Consider the following 15,136-nt stretch of genomic DNA (forward strand, 5'->3'; position numbering starts at 1 on the left):
GTCCCGACTCAGCCGGCGCGGCGGCTGTCGCGCGCGTGCCCGTGGGGCTGCTCCTCGCCGTGGTGCGCGGTGGCCTCGGCGACCTGCTTCAGCGCGGAGGCGGTGGCGGTGTCCCCCACCTTGGCGGGCTGTTCGTGGACGTGCTGTTCCCGTTGGTCGTGGCGGTGGTGGGAGGGGGTGAGTCTGCCGCCCGGGCCGTAGACGGAGGTGTCCTCCTCGTCCCGGCCTTTGCGGGGGGAGCGCTGCTCACCTGTCGTGGCGGTCTGTGTGCCGCCGTCGGGTGACGCGGCGTCGGGCCGCTGTCCGGGCCGCGGCTGGGTCAGCCAGGCGACGGCCGCGCCGGTCACCGCCACCGGCCACTCCACGAGTCCGGCCACGCCGAGCACCCCGGCTCCGGCGTAGACGGCCATGCGGCGGCCGCGCGGCGAGACCGCGCCGATCCTGTCCAGCGCGTCCGTGGCGACCTTGCCCACCTGCTCCGCACCCGGCAGGTGCCGGAGGCCCGAGGCCACGGCCCGCAACGGCTGCGGAAGACCGGACGAATGTGATGTCTCCTGGTTCATGCCGACCTCCACAAGCGCGTCACCCAGCGACGCCTTCCGGCTTTCCACATCTTTGCCCCATATTCCGCCTTTACCGGGGTGTGCGCTTGTCTTGTTCGGCCGAGGTGTCAGAGGACCGTCCGTCCGTCGTGGACTCCGCCCATGCAGCGCTTGGTGTACCCCTGCGCGCCGTCACCCACGGCGGAGATGACGATCATGCCGCCGCCTGCGACGCACTGGCTCGCGGTGACGTCGACGGGGAGGGCGGCGGCGGTCGCCGGCACGGCGAGTGCGGACGCGGCCAGGGCGGCGGCGAGCAGGGCGTACGGCAGCTTGCGCATCGGTGCTCCCTACGAGTGGGCGGCCGGACGGTCCGGCCCGCATCAGGGTCGCCAGAGGGCGCGAGGGACGCCACCCGGGAAGGAGGGGCCGACCGGTGGATCCATCGATGGAGTGGCCCCGGTCGCCTCGGGCGGGCGGCGAGGTGCACCGCACGACAAGGCCCCGCGGGGACAGACACCTCCGGAGGAACTCCCTCCGGTGGCACACCGCCCGAAGCGCTGACGGTCGGGGCCCGGCGCTCTTCGGAAGCCGTCCGTGTCGGTGCGGGAGCGCCGGGTACCCAGTGCAGTCAAACAGGCCGTCTCGGGTCCGGACACCGCACGGGAGCGGAGTGTCCGGTTCGGCGAAGGAGTGGTCATGACGCAGAACGGTGATGACGCGACGCTCGTCCGGCGACCGGGGATCCCCGACCTCCGGTCGGCACCGGACGGGGACGAGCCCGCGCCACCACAGGATCCGCAGGCGGACCAGCCGCTGCAGGAACTCCCCCAGGACCGCAATCAGGCGCTCCTGGAGGCGGCCAAACAGGTCGGTGCCCTGCTCAAGCGCAAGGGGCACCTGTTCGCGCTGGCCGGCAGTGTGGCCGCGTACGCCCACGGCGGCGAGAAGAACCTCCAGCACGACGTCGATTTCGCGATCCGTCCCGAGGACGCCGAGGCGGTGGCGGCCACGCTCCACGAGGCCGGGCTGACGGTCTACACCCCGCCGGAGGACTGGCTGATCAAGGCCACGTGCTTCGGTCAGCCGGTCGACATCATCTTCGAGCTGGCGCACCGGCCGGTCGGCGCGGACATGCTGGAGCGGGCGGTGGAGCTGTCGGTCGACTCGGTGCGCATGCCCGTGCTGGCCCCGACCGATCTGCTGTGGAGCCTGACCGCCGCGTTCTCCGAGCACCACTGCGACTTCGGGGCGGCCCTGCCCATCGCGCGCGCCCTGCGGGAGAAGGTCGACTGGGAGCGGGTACGGCGCGCGTGCGGGGACGAGCCCATGCCGGCGGCCTTCTTCTTCCTCCTGGAGCGCCTGAACGTCATCTGAAGGAGCACTCATGAGCACCCACGGTTCACAGGACGCGGTCGGCGGACCGCCGGCCGCGACCACCGAGACCGCGGAGAACCTGGACTACCGCATCGCCCACCTCCAGGACCGCCTCGCCTCCGGTGAACTCGGTGAACTGGGCGTACGGGTCGAGGCCCGCGGCCGGACGGTGCTGCTCACCGGCACCGTGCCCTCGGGGCCCTGTCGCGACGAGATCCTGCGCACCGTCCACGAGGAGCTCGCCGGGTTCCCCGTGCACAGCGACCTCGTGGTCACCGAGGCGTCCTCCCCCGACCACGCGGAGGAGCTCTCATGATCCGCATCGCAGCCGTCGGGGACATCCACATGGGCCCCGACAGTCAGGGCGTGCTGCGCCCCGCCTTCGAGACCCTGCCCGAGTGCGCCGACCTCCTGCTGCTGGCCGGCGACCTCACCCGGCACGGCACGCCCGAGGAGATGCGCGTGGTGGCCCGGGAGGTCCAGGACCTCGCCGTCCCGGTCGTCGCCGTTCTCGGCAACCACGACCACCACGACGACCGGCCGGACGAGGTCACGGCCATCCTCCGGGAGGCCGGGGTCCATGTGCTGGAAGGGCAGGCGACGGTCGTGGAGAGCGGCGGCGCGCGGATCGGCGTCGCCGGGACGAAGGGGTTCGGCGGCGGCTTCGTGGGCCGCTGCGCGGGCGAGTTCGGTGAGCCGGTCATGAAGGAGTTCGTCCGGCACTCGCGCCGGTGTGCCGACGGCCTGCGGGCCGCCCTGGAGCAGCTGGGCGAGGAGGGCTGTGACGCGCGGATCGCCCTCACGCACTACTCCCCCGTCGCGGACACTCTGGCGGGCGAGCCGCTGGAGATCCACCCGTTCCTGGGGAGCTACCTGCTGGCCGAGGCGATCGACACCGCCGGGGCCGACCTCGCGGTGCACGGGCACGCGCACGCGGGCACGGAGCACGGCATGACGAGCGGCGGCGTGCGGGTGCGCAACGTGGCCCAGCCGGTCATCGGACGGGCCTTCCACGTCTACCACCTGCCGGTCCGGGAGCACGCCGCGACCGGCGCCGCCGCACAACAGGCCCACTGAGGACACCTCTTCCCCACCGCCGCCGGCGCTCGCCGGCGGCGGTTTCCGTTGCCCGCCGACCGGTGCACCGAACGGCCGTGTACCGCCTGTGGTGTGAACCCCCCGCACGTCGTGCCCGTTTCAGGCATTTTGTCTGCTTAGCATGCGAACTCCGCGCTCCGCACATCGGCGATGTCCCCACGCGTCCGTCCGGGGCGCACGTGCCCCGTACGAGAGGACATCAGATGGCGCTGACGGGCCGTCAAAGACCACCCTCCGAACATGCCTTCTCCCCGCACGACGCCGTACTGCGCAGCGCGGCGCCGCGTCTCGCCCGCCGTCGCTTCCTGACCGTCACCGCGGCCGCCGCGATGCTCGCCTTCAGCACCAACCGGCCGGCGCGCGGCGCCACCGCCACCCGTGAGCGTCCCGCGGCCCGGATCACCGACAACCCGTTCACCCTGGGCGTCGCCTCCGGGGACCCGCTGTCCGACTCGGTGCTGCTCTGGACCCGGCTCGCGCCCCAGCCGTTCGCGGAGGACGGCGGCCTCGGCCAGGAGCGGGTCGCCGTCTCCTGGGAAGTGGCGCTGGACGAGTGGTTCGTCATCGTCGAGCAGGAGGGCACGGCCACGGCCCACCCCGAGTACGCCCACAGCGTGCACGTCGACGTCAAGGGCCTGAGGTCGGACAGTGAGTACTACTACCGGTTCCGGGTGGGCACCTGGATCAGCCCCGTGGGCCGCACCCGCACCGCCCCGGCCCCGGGCAGCGACACCGACAGCCTGCGGCTGGCCGCCGTCGCCTGCCAGGCCTACCAGGACGGCTACTACACCGCCCACCGGCATCTCGCGCAGGAAGACGTGGACGTGGTCTTCTTCCTCGGCGACTACCTGTACGAGTACGCCGTGGACTCCGCCGGCGGGGCCCGCCGCTACACCGACCGCAAACTGCCCGACGTGTTCAACCGCGAGGCGACCACGCTCGCGGACTACCGGCTGCGCTACTCGCTCTACAAGAGCGACCCGGACCTCCAGGCCGCGCACGCCCAGCATCCGTTCGTCGTCACCTGGGACGACCACGAGACGGAGAACAACTACGCGGGCGCCTACGACGAGAAGGGCAGCACCCCGGAGGACTTCCTGGTGCGGCGGGCCGCCGCCTACCGGGCGTACTGGGAGAACCAGCCGCTGCGCGCCGAGCAGCTGCCGAACGGGCCCGACGCACGGCTCTACCGACGGCTGGCCTGGGGTTCCCTGGCCCAGTTCGACATCCTCGACACCCGCCAGTACCGCTCCGACCAGGCCTACAGCGACCGGCCGCACGCGCCGGGCACCGAATCCGACGATCCGGCCCGCACCCTCACCGGTGCCGATCAGGAGCGCTGGCTCCTGGACGGCTGGCAGAAGTCGGACGCGCTGTGGCACGTACTGCCCCAGCAGGTGTGCTTCTCCCAGCGCAAGTTCGACCTGACCGAACCGGCCCGGGTCTCCATGGACGCCTGGGACGGCTACCGGGCCTCTCGCGACCGCGTCATGGCGGGCGCGAAGGCCGCGGGCATCTCCAACCTCATGGTCCTCACCGGCGACGTCCACGTCGGCTACGCCTTCGACATCAAGGAGAACTTCGACGACCCGGCCTCCAAGACGGTCGGAACGGAGTTCACCTGCACCTCCGTCGCCAGTGGCGGGAACGGCACCGCGAAGCCCGCCGAGTGGGACACCTACATGAAGGCCAACCCCCACATGAAGTACTTCGACGGCCGGCGCGGATACGTCCGCGTGGACATGGACCGCGAGCTCTCGCAGGTCGACTTCCGGACCGTCCCGGCCATCACGACGCCAGGGGGCGCCATCTCGACGACCGCGTCCTTCGTCACGGAGGCGGGTTCGCCCGGCCTGAAGTCCGCGTGAGGCGTCCGCCGTACTGCACATGGCGCCGCCACCCCGCACCAAAGCGCGAAACGGGGCGGCCCGGGACATCACACCGGCCCGTTCCGGCTAGGCCACTCGTATCGAGACCCGTATCGAACGCTGTGATCGAAGGAGACACATCGCATGGTCCACAGACATGCCGTGACCGGCCGTCGGGTGGCGCTGACCGCGCTCGGCGCGCTCGTCGCCACCGGGATCCCCGCCGCCGTGGCGGCCGAGCCGACGCCCGCGGCGGGCCCCCTGCCCTCGGCCGCCCAGACCCTCGGCGCCGACCGGCCGTCGGCCCCGATGCTGCGCGCCCTGGAGCGCGACCTCGGGCTGACGCCGGCCCAGGCGTCCCGGCGGCTGGTCAACGAGGCGGAGGCGGGCACCCGGGCGGGGCGCCTGCGCAACGCCCTGGGCGACCGCTTCGCGGGAGCCTGGCTGCGCGGCACGACGTCGCAGGAACTCATGGTGGCGACCACGGACGCCGCGGACGTGCCCGCCATCAAGGCACAGGGCGCGAAGGCGGCCGTCGTGAAGAGGACGCTGCGCGACCTGCGGGCCGCCAAGCAGAAGCTGGACGCGGCGGCCGCCCGGGTCAACACCCGCGAGACGCCCCTGTGGTACGTCGACATCCCGGCCAACCGGATCGTGGTGGAGGCCGGGAGCAAGGCCGCCGCGGCCGCCTTCGTCAAGGCCGCCGGCCTCGACGGCAAGAGCGTGAGCGTGAAGGTCACGAAGAACCGGCCGCGGCTCATGGAGGATCTCACCGGCGGCGACGCCTACTACATCGATGGCACCGCCCGCTGCTCCATCGGCTTCTCCGTCACCAAGGGCGAGCAGGAGGGCTTCGCCTCGGCGGGCCACTGCGGCAAGCCGGGCGCCAAGACGACCGGGTACAACCAGGCGGCGCAGGGCACGTTCCAGGCCTCCACCTTCCCCGGCAAGGACATGTCCTGGGTGGCCGTCAGCGACCCGTGGAAGGCCACGCCCAACGTGAAGGGCGAGGGCGGGCAGGCGGTGGAGATCACCGGCTCGGTACAGGCGCTCGTCGGGGCGGCGATCTGCCGCTCGGGCTCCACCACGGGGTGGCACTGCGGCAAGGTCGAGCAGCACGACACGAGTGTCAGCTACGCCGAGGGCAAGGTGGACGGGCTGACCCAGACAACGGTGTGCGCCGAGCCGGGCGACTCGGGCGGGCCGTACGTCTCGGGCGTCCAGGCGCAGGGCGTGACGTCCGGCGGCTCCGGCGACTGCAAGACCGGCGGCACCACCTTCTACCAGCCGATCAACCCGCTGCTCAGCGATTTCGGCCTCACCCTGAAGACCGCCGAGGCCGAGACCCCGGCGCCGCAGGGCAACGTCGCGCAGACCTGGGCCGCGGGCCGCGTCTACGAGGCCGGGGCCACGGTGACGCACGCGGGTGTGCGCTACCAGTGCCTGCAGACCCACCAGGCCCAGGGCCCCTGGGCGCCCGCCGGCACCCCTGCCCTGTGGCAGCGGGTGTGACGGAGGGTCAGGGCTGTCCGGTGCCGGCACGGCATGTGCCGTCGGCGCCGGACCTGCCCGGTCACTCCCGCGCCAGCAACGCGTACGCGGAGGCGACGAACGGGTCGTGGGCGCGGAAGCGGCGAGTGCAGACGGCGGCCAATGCCGTGCCGGTGTCGGGGCGGAATCCGAGGAACGCCTGCTGGCCCAGGGTCGCGCCGCTGTGGAAGTACAGCGGTCCACCGTCGGTGGGGTGACGGAACCAGGCGACGGTGTGCACATGCCGGTGCGTCAGGCCCCTGCGGAGCACGGGCCGGCGCACCGCGCGCAGGACGGGCGCGAGGTCCGGTGGCGCCTCGCCCGGGTACAGGTGGGCCTCCAGGAAGGCGAGCAGGTCGTACGGCGTGGCGCGTACGGCACCGGCCGCCTGGAAGCCGCCCGCGTCGAAGGGGGGCACGGGTGTCTCGCCGTCCCTGCCGTGTCCGACGGCGTCGAGCCCCGAGTCGTCCGCGCGCAGGGTCGTGCCGTCGAGGCCGAGCGGGCGCAGCACCCGGTCGGTGACGAGGTCCTCCCACGGTGTGCCGGTCGCGGCCGCCAGGGCGTGTCCGAGGACTGCGACGCCGTAGTTGGAGTAGCGCCATCGGGTGCCGGGGCGCTGCCGTTGCCGGTGGCGCAGGTAGGCGTCGACGACCCGGGCGGCCGGGAAGCGGGCGTAGGGGTTGGTGCGCCAGGCGGGCAGGCCCCGGAGGAAGAAGCCGGCCGGGAGGGCGGGCAGTCCGGAGGTGTGGGTGATCAGGTGGGCGAGCGTCACCGGGGTCGCGCCGGCGGGCCGTCCGGCGTCCAGGAGGGCGGTGGCCGGTTCGCCTCCGGACAGCGTGCCGGCGTGGATCAGCCGGGCCAGGAGCAGGCCGGTGAACGTCTTGGTGGCCGAGCCGATCTCGTAGCGCAGGTCCTCGCGGGGCAGCGTCGGGGGCGGGGCGGTGCCGCCGCTCAGGACGGTGCGGTGGCCGTGGCGCGACAGGGCGAAGACGACGTCGGGGGCGTCGGACGCGGTGACGGCGTCCGCGAGCAGCCGGTCGTCCGGGAGGACTTCGGCGTGCGGGACGACCGGTGTCCGGATCGGGTCCTCGGCGTCGGGCGGTCCGGGTGCGCCCGGCCACGGGGTCGGCAGGCGGGTCGTCATGACGCGTGCGCCAGTCCGGAGAGGGCCCGGGAGGTGGCCAGGACCGAGGCGAAGGCGGCGACCAGCGTCGGGTGGTAGACGATGTCGAACACCTCGTCGGGGGTGCCCTCGGGCATCGTGCGGATCGCCGGCATCGCTCCGTCGGGCTGCTGCGCCGCGGCGAAGGCCTGCCAGGCGCGTTCGTCCAGGGTGGGGCGGGGCAGACAGGCGTCGATCACGAGGAGTTCACCGAGCAGGTCCCAGCGCTCCAGGTCCAGCCAGTCGTCGATCCAGACGGGCAGCCAGGTGGCGAGGTAGTCGGCGATGTCGGGCGGCAGACCGTCCGGATTCTCGCCCCAGTCGGTGAGGTGGAAGACGGTGTGGGTGATGTCGTAGGCGATGTGGCCCTCGACGGTCCAGGGTTCCGGGGTGCGGGCCAGCCAGGTCGCGCCCACGAGGTCGGCCTCGGGCGGTCGCGGTGTGAGGCCGTAGCGGCGCTGGAACGCCGCGAGGCCGAGCCGCCGGGTCGGGGTCGTCTCGAACGCGGTCCAGCTGTCCAGCCGGTGGTTCAGCAGGGCGGCCCGCTCGACGTCGGGCCGGCTGTAGCCCAGTTCCTTGAAGGGGAGGTACACCTCGAACGGGATGGGTGAGATGGGTTCCGTCCGCTGCCCGCGGACCAGCATGGTGCCGCCGTCGAGGGTCTCGCGCCAGGCGTGGTCGAGCAGTTGGCGTGCGAGCTGGGCCTGGCGTGAGCCGGCCACTCCCTCGCGGAACAGCACCTTGCAGATCAGGGCCAGTTCACCGACGGGCTTGAAGCGCTCCAGGAAGCCGATCTCGGGGTCCACGTCGGGTTCCAGGCGGAAACCGTCCCGGTGGGCCCACAGCCATTCGATGGCGCCCACTCCGACGGTGTGGATCAGGCGGGTGTCGGTCATACCGGTGCTCCTTGTCCGGCGGTGAGTGCCGCCGCGAAGGCCGCCATGAGGGTGGAGTGGTAGTGGTGCGTGAAGTACTGCTCCGGGTCTGCCGGGTCCCCCTCCTCGGGGAGTGCGCCGGACGCGTCCTGAGCCGCCGCGATCCGCTCCCAGGCGCCGGCCGGTACGGCGTCGTCCGGCAGGCCGGGCACGCTCGCGGCCACGGCGAGCAGTTCGCACGACAGGTCCCACATCCGGGCGTCCAGGCAGGTGTCGAGCCAGGCGGGCAGCCAGTGGGCGAGGTAGGAGGTCAGGTCGCAGGGGACTCCCCCGGCCGCTCGTCCCCAGTCGGTGAGGTGGAAGACGACGTGGGTGAGCGCGTACCCGGCGGACCGCTCGAAGGTCCAGGGTTCGGGCAGGCCGCCCAGCCAGGTGCGGCGCAGCACCTGCTCGCCGGGCGCGTCCCGGTGAATACCGCCCCGTTCCTCGGCCTTGAGGACGCCCAGGCGGCGGGTCGGTTCCTGCTCGGTGAGCCGCCAGCCGCGGGTGCGGGCGACGGTGGCGGTGGCGGCTTCGTAGGCGGGGTGCCGGAATCCGGCCGCGGCCAGGGCGGCGTAGACCTCCAGAGGGTAGGTGGCGAAGGGTTCCAGCCGTTGCAGCAGGAGGAACAGCTCGCCGTCGCCGGTCTGCCGCCAGGCGAAGGCCAGCAGATCGGACGCGCAGGTGTGCAGGGGGTCGGCGGGGGGTGTCGCCCGGGTGACGCTCGCGCAGACCTGTGCCAGTTCGCCGAGCGGCTTCCAGGTGCCGTTGACCTGGCCGTCGGCGGACAGCGCGTCCTCGCCGAGGGCGAAGTCCGCGCGGTGCGCGGCCGCCCAGGCCAGCGCGGCCCGCGCCACCTGCCGGATCTCCGTGGCCTGTGTCGTCGTCACACCGGTGCTCCGGTGCGCAGCCGGCGTGCCGCCCACACCTGGAGTTCGACGAGCGGGTCGTGGCCGCCCATGAGTTCCACGAAGTCCAGGCCCGCTTCGAGTCCCAGGGTGCCGGGGACGCCGTGCAGCAGGGTGAGCCAGCGGCCCGCGCCGGCGGCCTGCCGCCAGTCCCTGCGGCGCACCGCCCGTACGAAGCCCCGGGCGACGTCCACGGGACGGCCCTGTGCCGTGCGGGCCACGGCACTGTCCTCGCCGGGCAGGGCGAGGGGGGCCAGCACCGCCAGTTGATGGGTCAGGACCTGCCAGCTCGCGTCGTCGAGCCACGCGGCGCCGGGTTCCGTGCCGTCGGCGGTTCCGGCGGCGGACGGCGGGTCCAGTCGGCGCAGGGTGCGCGCCATGGCCCAGTGGCTCCACAGCACGGTGGGTGCCGCGTCGGCGCGGGGCGGGAAGGACTCCACGGACTTGCGGTACACGGCGAGTTCGTCCGGGTCGGGCGGGGTGCCCAGCAGGACGGCCGGCAGCAGCGCGTCGGCTCCCAGCACGCGGACGGCCGCGAGTGCGAGGCCTCCCTCCTCCACGTCGACCGGCCCGGGGGCGGCCGCTCGCGCGTGGTCTCCGCCCCGGAGGGCGGAGACCACACTGGAGGCGAGGTCCTGCACCGCGCCCTGCAAGAGGGTCGAAGTGCCAGACTGCTCCATTGACTACTCCCGTCGATCGCTAGCCCTTCTTCGGGCGCGGGGTCGGCGGCGACAGCAGCAGCTTGGTTGCCCCGGAGGACAGTGCCAGTGCCGCGCACTCGCGGCTGTCGCGGTAGACGCCGTCGAGTTCGGTCGGGTCGAGCGCCGCCTCGATGTCGACACTCGGAACGCCGGTCAGTTCCTCGATGACCTTTTCCTTGGAAGGCATAGCACCATCTCCTTGAGCTGTGTGAGTACCTTCACCTTCCGGATCACCGGAATCGGACAAAGCATGCCAACTTTCTCAGAATTCACTTAAATAACTTCTTCAACATCTCACGCACGAGCGTTCGCTCCGCGTGGCGGTGTGACTGGTTCGGCTCCGGCTGGGGAACCCGGCGAGCGCTGTACCCACCGACTCCCTGGAGAGGGCCATGAGTCTGTTGCGTGTGCTCGGCCGCCCCATGCTGGCCTCGATGTTCCTCGCGGGCGGCATGAACTCCGTCCGCGACCCGAAACAGGTCGCCGACGCCGCCGAGCCTGTCGTCCAGCCCGTCACCGAGCGCATCCCGGCACTGCCGGACCGCACCGAGCAGGTCGTACGGCTCAGCGGCGCCGTTCAGGTCGTCGCGGGGCTGATGCTGGCCACAGGCCGCATGCCGCGCCCGGCCGCGCTGGCCATCGCGGCCACGCTGGTGCCCACGACACTGGCGGGACACCGCTTCTGGGAGGCGGAGGACCCCGAGGAGCGGGCACAGCAGCGCATCCACTTCTTCAAAAACCTGTCCATGCTCGGGGGACTGCTGATCGCGGCCGACGACACCGGCGCCCGCCCTTCGGTGGTGTGGCGCGGTACGCACGCCGCGCGCGGTGTGCGGCGCGATGCCGCTCTGGTGCGCCGCTCCGTGCGCGCCACCGCACGGCCGGCCGCCGCGGCCGGGCGGGTCCGGGCCAAGCTCCCCGCCTGAGCCGCCGATTCGGCACCGGCGGGACCACACGTCAACCCCATGGGCCCGCGAGGACCCGAGCGCTGGAGGTGAAGGACATGGGACACGGAGGAAACGTCATCGACGAGCTGGTGACCGATCACCACGAGGTCGAGGAGATGTTCGGCAGGATCGAGGCCCTGCCGTCCGGCCACAAGGACCGCAAGGTGTACGCCGACCAGGTCACGATGGAGCTCGTACGGCACTCGGTGGCCGAGGAGGCCTACCTGTACCCGGCCGTACGCGAGCACGTGGCGGGTGGGGACGCCCTCGCCGACCAGGAGCTCAAGGACCACGCCACGGCCGAGCAGATCATGAAGGATCTGGAGGGCTGTGACGCCGCCGACGCCGACTTCGACCGGCTGATGGGCATGCTGATGAGCGAGATCCGCTCGCACATCGCCGACGAGGAGGGCAACCTCTTCCCCCGGTTGCGGCAGGCCTGTCCGATGGACACGCTCAACGAGCTGGGCGACAAGGTGCGCAAGGCGAAGAAGACCGCCCCGACCCGGCCGCATCCGGCGGCTCCCGACACGCCTCCGGCGAACAAGCTCCTGGCTCCGGGCACCGGGATGGTGGACCGGTTGCGTGACGCGCTGAGCGGCCGGGGCAAGTTCGAGTAGGCCCCTCTCCGCGCGGTGCGGGGCCCGTCACCCCTTCCGGGAGACGGGCCCCGCTTTCGTGTGCGTGGGGCCGAGAGGCTTCGTGTGCGTGGGGCCGAGAGGCTTCGTGTGCGTGGGGCCGAGAGGCTTCATCTCTGTGGGGCGAGAGGCCGTGTCATGACCGCAGCGGTTCCCTGACCGCCGGGCGGGGCCCGGGCGCAGGCTCACCGCTCCCGAACGGGGTCTGCGGCCGGGCCCTGCGGTGCACGAGCCACCCGCGCAGCCAGTGCCAGGTCGCGGCGGGCGGGACGAGGGCACTGGTCACCGTCATGGTGAGCACCTCGTCGCGGGTTCCCGGGCCGGGCATGACGCGGGCCAGGGCGAACTCGGTGGTGCCGGCCAGCCACAGGGCGGCGCAGGCCGTGGCGGCCCGGTGCCGGCCGAGCAGGGCGCAGCCGAGGGCGGTCACCCCCGCTCCGGTCACGGCCAGATGCAGGGGCAGGCGCCCGCGTGGGGTCTCCGCCCGGCGCCACCAGTGCCGGCCGTGCAGCCGGGTCATCAGCACGTCGTCGGCGTTGCCGGCCTGGAGCCGGACGGAGCTCCAGCGCCCGGCCTCCCGCACGGGGTGGGTGGTGGTACGCCGGCCGCCGGTCAGCGTCCAGCCGGCGTCGAGCATGCGCAGAGCGAGGTCGGCGTCCTCCCGGAAGGCCTGCCCGAAGCGTTCGTCGAATCCCCCGGTGGCCACCAGGGCGGTGCGGCGGTACGCCGTGTCGGCGGTGATCCATCGGGCGCCGGCGAGTCCGGCCGTGTCGCGTTCCCAGTCCGTGGGGCGCCGGTCGGCGGGCAGGGGCACGTCGACGCGGGCGGTGCTCCCCGCGGTGCGCCCGGTCGCCGCGGCCAGGTCCAGAGTCAGGTCGTCGCCCCAGGTGGGGCCGGGGACGACATCGTCCTCGAGGAAGACGATCCAGGGCACGTCACCGGCGGCCCGCCAGCCGAGGTTGCGGGCCGCGGCGGGTCCGCGCGCGCCGCCGGGCACGACGACGGTGCGCTCGCGCAAGGAGTGCGGGACGGCGGCGGTGAGGGGTGTCCGGGCCGCCTCGGGCCGGTCGTCGACGAGCACCACCCGGACCGGGCCGGGCCCGGTGGCCTCGGCGAGGGCGTGCAGGCAGACTCTCAGTCCGGGACCGCCGAGGGTGGGGACCACGACGGCGTACTCGACGTCCCCGGCGAGGGCGGGGAGTCGGATCATCGCGGGGCTCCGGCGTCGTCGGGCCGGCAGCCGGGCAGGGCGGCGACGGGCCGCCCGTCGGTCACCAGGGCGTCGGCAGGGTCGTGGAGGAAGGCTCTGGTTCCGGGGATGCGCATGGGGAGACGGGCCTTTCGGCGGTCGGGAGACACCGGGATGTGGTGGTCGGGAAACACCCGGACGTGGCGGTCGGGAAACCCGGGGACACGGCGGTCGGGAGCGACCAGGACGTGGCGGTGCGGGAAGCCCGGGTGGTCACTCCTCGGTAGGGGCCTCGCGGAACCAGGCGATCGTGCGACGCAGCCCCTCCTCGGCACGCACCTGCGGGTCCCAGCCGAGCTTGTCGCGGGCCAGCGTGATGTCCGGGCAGCACACGGCCGGGTCGTCCACGGGGCGGTCGATGTGGCGGATCTCCGAGGACGACTCGGCGAGTTCGACGACCAGGCGCGCCAGGTCGAGCATGGTGATCTCGGTCGGGTTGCCGATGTTGACGGGGCCGCGCATGCCGTGGGCGGCGGCGGCGAGGATGCCGCGCACGGTGTCGTCGACGTAGCACAGCGACCGGGTCTGACGGCCGTCGCCGGTCACGGTGAGCGGATCGCCGGCGAGGGCCTGCCGTACGAAGGTCGGCACGGCCCGGCCGTCGTGGCCGCGCATCCGGGGGCCGTAGGTGGTGAACAGCCGCACGATGCAGGTGTCGGTGCCCCGGGCGTCGGCGTGGGCGGTGGTCAGTGCCTCACCGAAGCGCTTGGCCTCGTCGTGGCAGCTGCGCGGGCCGACCGGGTTGACGTTGCCCCAGTAGCGCTCGTCCTGGGGGTTCTGCCGCGGGTCGCCGTAGACCCCGGAGGCCGAGGCGAGGACGAAGCGGGCGCCGGAGGAGTGCGCGAGGTCCAGGGCGTTGCGGGTGCCGGTGCTGCCGGTCTCCAGGGTGTGCAGCGGCAGGCGCTGGTAGTCCGCCGGGGACTCGGGGGAGGCGAAGTGCAGGACGAGGTCCGGCGGCCGCTTGATCCGCAGGCCCTCGGCGACGTCGGCCTGGACGAGCGTGAAGCCGGGCTGTTCGAGCAGCGGCGAAATGTTCTCGGGCCGGCCGCTGCTGAAGTCGTCCACGCAGGTGACGGCCGCGCCCGCGCCCAGCAGGGCGGCGCACAGATGGGAGCCGACGAACCCGGCGCCGCCGGTGACGACGGCGTGCTCCCAGTTCCGCGAGAGGGCGGTGGTCATGTCGGTCTCTCCTCCGTCGGCGGCGGCGCGGCGCGACGGTCGCGCCCCGGGCCCGCGAACAGGGGCCGCAGGGCCGTCGAGCCACGCCCAGCCTCCGCCGACCGTGCGGACACGGCACGGCCGCGTAGGTCAAACCGGTGAGTCACGGAGGGTGAGAGACGCGGGAGGAGGAGCCCGTGCGGGTCGGGTCCGGTCGCGCGGGGTGGGTCAGGCGATCAGCGTGCGGCCCGGGTTGAGCCGATCGAGGAGCTGGTCCTGGTGCAGACCGGCGACGGGGGCGAGCAGGTCCGGGTGCCGCAGCAGGGCGGCGGCGCTCCGGTCGCTGTCGTCGGGGGTGACGAGCCGGCGGAACTCGGCCCGTGTGCCGGTGCTGTGGCTGGCGCCGGCGAGCGCGGCCACGGCCCGGGCCGCCAGCTCCGGGTCGGTGAGCAGGCAGGCCGCCCAGCTGGCCACGACCTCGTCCACCCAGGTGCGCCAGGCGTATGCGTCCGTGTCGTCGTCGAGCACGGCGTCGGCGCCGGTGACCCAGTCGAGCCGACCGGAACCGCCGGGGCCCGCCACGCCGAGAAGGGCGGCGTCCATCGCCGTCGGGTACCTGAGCCAGGCCGCGACCGTCACGGCCTGCCGCGCCTGGACCTCGCACAGGGCGGAGGCCAGCGCGCCACCGGAGGCGGGGAAGGCGCGGGTCAGCCACTGGGCTGTCGCCGCGATGACCGGGGAGAGATCTGCTTGCACTGCCGGGCCGTCCGAGGGGAGGGGGCGGGGATCTGGTCGTAGACGGTAACCGCCGCTTCCCGTACCCGGACGTGATCGGGACCTCGTCCGGGACGTGGCCTCGGCCACATCGCGATCGACCGTCCTGAAGGAAGACGCCGACACCCCGCCCCACCCGCCGGACCACCCGGGAACGGCCACTCCGTCGCCGGTCGCCCGGTGGCGTGGCGGTGCCCGTTTCGCCGCAGGGGCGGCGGGCACCCGGCCCGCGTGTTCTCTCACCGACCCGAATCCGCAGGTCCAGCCCCG

Annotated in this window: 17 protein-coding genes; 7 read left to right on the forward strand and 10 right to left on the reverse strand. The window is 73.3% G+C overall.

Features of this window, described 5'->3' with window-relative positions:
• Positions 1 to 8 precede the first annotated feature (8 nt).
• Both BJ965_RS01435 and BJ965_RS01440 read right to left on the reverse strand, forming a co-directional pair.
• On the reverse strand, positions 9 to 563 hold the full coding sequence (locus BJ965_RS01435; protein ID WP_184906959.1) for a hypothetical protein: 555 nt from the start codon (positions 561 to 563) through the stop codon (positions 9 to 11).
• 107 nt (positions 564 to 670) lie between these two features.
• Positions 671 to 883, reverse strand: coding sequence for a hypothetical protein (locus tag BJ965_RS01440; RefSeq protein WP_184906960.1), 213 nt, complete (start codon positions 881 to 883; stop codon positions 671 to 673).
• Positions 884 to 1,241: 358 nt separating this feature from the next.
• Between BJ965_RS01440 and BJ965_RS01445 the strand changes: the two genes are divergently transcribed.
• The 5 genes from BJ965_RS01445 (at position 1,242) to BJ965_RS01465 (ending at position 6,397) form a co-directional block, all read left to right on the forward strand.
• A complete protein-coding gene (locus BJ965_RS01445) occupies positions 1,242 to 1,919 on the forward strand; it encodes a nucleotidyltransferase family protein (RefSeq protein ID WP_184906961.1) in 678 nt (225 codons plus the stop codon).
• A 10-nt stretch (positions 1,920 to 1,929) separates the two neighbouring features.
• Positions 1,930 to 2,235, forward strand: a complete 306-nt coding sequence (locus BJ965_RS01450) for a hypothetical protein (RefSeq protein ID WP_184906962.1) — start codon at positions 1,930 to 1,932, stop codon at positions 2,233 to 2,235.
• Complete coding sequence (locus BJ965_RS01455; protein WP_184906963.1) at positions 2,232 to 2,996, forward strand: metallophosphoesterase family protein; 765 nt, start codon at positions 2,232 to 2,234, stop codon at positions 2,994 to 2,996. Before BJ965_RS01450 ends, BJ965_RS01455 begins: the two co-directional genes overlap by 4 nt.
• A 224-nt stretch (positions 2,997 to 3,220) precedes the next feature.
• Entirely contained in the window at positions 3,221 to 4,885 is a 1,665-nt protein-coding gene (locus BJ965_RS01460; RefSeq protein ID WP_184906964.1) for an alkaline phosphatase D family protein, read from the forward strand.
• Between the two features lie 144 nt (positions 4,886 to 5,029).
• Positions 5,030 to 6,397 (forward strand): alpha-lytic protease prodomain-containing protein, encoded by a 1,368-nt coding sequence (locus tag BJ965_RS01465; RefSeq protein ID WP_184906965.1) that lies wholly within the window; start codon positions 5,030 to 5,032, stop codon positions 6,395 to 6,397.
• 61 nt (positions 6,398 to 6,458) lie between these two features.
• On the opposite strand, the gene BJ965_RS01470 is transcribed toward BJ965_RS01465, so the two are convergent.
• Genes BJ965_RS01470 through BJ965_RS01490 form a run of 5 tightly spaced genes read right to left on the reverse strand, consistent with a single transcriptional unit; the run spans position 6,459 to position 10,287 of the window.
• Complete coding sequence (locus BJ965_RS01470; RefSeq protein WP_184906966.1) at positions 6,459 to 7,559, reverse strand: serine hydrolase domain-containing protein; 1,101 nt, start codon at positions 7,557 to 7,559, stop codon at positions 6,459 to 6,461.
• Complete coding sequence (locus BJ965_RS01475) at positions 7,556 to 8,473, reverse strand: DUF6895 family protein (RefSeq protein WP_184906967.1); 918 nt, start codon at positions 8,471 to 8,473, stop codon at positions 7,556 to 7,558. The genes BJ965_RS01470 and BJ965_RS01475 overlap by 4 nt, the downstream gene beginning before the upstream one ends.
• A complete protein-coding gene (locus BJ965_RS01480; protein ID WP_313666679.1) occupies positions 8,470 to 9,381 on the reverse strand; it encodes a DUF6895 family protein in 912 nt (303 codons plus the stop codon). The genes BJ965_RS01475 and BJ965_RS01480 overlap by 4 nt, the downstream gene beginning before the upstream one ends.
• Complete coding sequence (locus tag BJ965_RS01485) at positions 9,378 to 10,079, reverse strand: hypothetical protein (protein WP_184906968.1); 702 nt, start codon at positions 10,077 to 10,079, stop codon at positions 9,378 to 9,380. Before BJ965_RS01485 ends, BJ965_RS01480 begins: the two co-directional genes overlap by 4 nt.
• 19 nt (positions 10,080 to 10,098) lie before the next feature.
• Entirely contained in the window at positions 10,099 to 10,287 is a 189-nt protein-coding gene (locus BJ965_RS01490; RefSeq protein WP_030853640.1) for a hypothetical protein, read from the reverse strand.
• Between the two features lie 205 nt (positions 10,288 to 10,492).
• On the opposite strand from BJ965_RS01490, the gene BJ965_RS01495 reads away from it, so the two are divergent.
• Positions 10,493 to 11,026, forward strand: a complete 534-nt coding sequence (locus BJ965_RS01495) for a DoxX family protein (protein ID WP_184906969.1) — start codon at positions 10,493 to 10,495, stop codon at positions 11,024 to 11,026.
• Positions 11,027 to 11,103: 77 nt separating this feature from the next.
• Complete coding sequence (locus BJ965_RS01500; protein WP_184906970.1) at positions 11,104 to 11,667, forward strand: hemerythrin domain-containing protein; 564 nt, start codon at positions 11,104 to 11,106, stop codon at positions 11,665 to 11,667.
• Positions 11,668 to 11,821: 154 nt separating this feature from the next.
• Here BJ965_RS01500 and BJ965_RS01505 read toward each other — a convergent pair whose 3' ends face one another.
• The 3 genes from BJ965_RS01505 to BJ965_RS01515 form a co-directional block, all read right to left on the reverse strand.
• Positions 11,822 to 12,895, reverse strand: a complete 1,074-nt coding sequence (locus BJ965_RS01505; RefSeq protein ID WP_184906971.1) for a glycosyltransferase family 2 protein — start codon at positions 12,893 to 12,895, stop codon at positions 11,822 to 11,824.
• Between the two features lie 252 nt (positions 12,896 to 13,147).
• Positions 13,148 to 14,113, reverse strand: a complete 966-nt coding sequence (locus tag BJ965_RS01510; RefSeq protein ID WP_184906972.1) for an NAD-dependent epimerase/dehydratase family protein — start codon at positions 14,111 to 14,113, stop codon at positions 13,148 to 13,150.
• Between the two features lie 207 nt (positions 14,114 to 14,320).
• Complete coding sequence (locus BJ965_RS01515) at positions 14,321 to 14,848, reverse strand: hypothetical protein (protein WP_184906973.1); 528 nt, start codon at positions 14,846 to 14,848, stop codon at positions 14,321 to 14,323.
• Between the last annotated feature and the right edge of the window lie 288 nt (positions 14,849 to 15,136).

It is taken from the genome of Streptomyces luteogriseus (genome assembly GCF_014205055.1).
Classification (GTDB): Bacteria; Actinomycetota; Actinomycetes; order Streptomycetales; family Streptomycetaceae; genus Streptomyces; species Streptomyces luteogriseus.

Bases quoted from the DNA above. Each gene is read 5' to 3' on its own strand.
- BJ965_RS01435 (WP_184906959.1), bottom strand. From the start codon at position 563: ATGAACCAGGAGACATCACATTCGTCCGGTCTTCCGCAGCCGTTGCGG.
- BJ965_RS01440 (WP_184906960.1), bottom strand. From the start codon at position 883: ATGCGCAAGCTGCCGTACGCCCTGCTCGCCGCCGCCCTGGCCGCGTCC.
- BJ965_RS01445 (WP_184906961.1), top strand. From the start codon at position 1,242: ATGACGCAGAACGGTGATGACGCGACGCTCGTCCGGCGACCGGGGATC.
- BJ965_RS01450 (WP_184906962.1), top strand. From the start codon at position 1,930: ATGAGCACCCACGGTTCACAGGACGCGGTCGGCGGACCGCCGGCCGCG.
- BJ965_RS01455 (WP_184906963.1), top strand. From the start codon at position 2,232: ATGATCCGCATCGCAGCCGTCGGGGACATCCACATGGGCCCCGACAGT.
- BJ965_RS01460 (WP_184906964.1), top strand. From the start codon at position 3,221: ATGGCGCTGACGGGCCGTCAAAGACCACCCTCCGAACATGCCTTCTCC.
- BJ965_RS01465 (WP_184906965.1), top strand. From the start codon at position 5,030: ATGGTCCACAGACATGCCGTGACCGGCCGTCGGGTGGCGCTGACCGCG.
- BJ965_RS01470 (WP_184906966.1), bottom strand. From the start codon at position 7,559: ATGACGACCCGCCTGCCGACCCCGTGGCCGGGCGCACCCGGACCGCCC.
- BJ965_RS01475 (WP_184906967.1), bottom strand. From the start codon at position 8,473: ATGACCGACACCCGCCTGATCCACACCGTCGGAGTGGGCGCCATCGAA.
- BJ965_RS01485 (WP_184906968.1), bottom strand. From the start codon at position 10,079: ATGGAGCAGTCTGGCACTTCGACCCTCTTGCAGGGCGCGGTGCAGGAC.
- BJ965_RS01490 (WP_030853640.1), bottom strand. From the start codon at position 10,287: ATGCCTTCCAAGGAAAAGGTCATCGAGGAACTGACCGGCGTTCCGAGT.
- BJ965_RS01495 (WP_184906969.1), top strand. From the start codon at position 10,493: ATGAGTCTGTTGCGTGTGCTCGGCCGCCCCATGCTGGCCTCGATGTTC.
- BJ965_RS01500 (WP_184906970.1), top strand. From the start codon at position 11,104: ATGGGACACGGAGGAAACGTCATCGACGAGCTGGTGACCGATCACCAC.
- BJ965_RS01505 (WP_184906971.1), bottom strand. From the start codon at position 12,895: ATGATCCGACTCCCCGCCCTCGCCGGGGACGTCGAGTACGCCGTCGTG.
- BJ965_RS01510 (WP_184906972.1), bottom strand. From the start codon at position 14,113: ATGACCACCGCCCTCTCGCGGAACTGGGAGCACGCCGTCGTCACCGGC.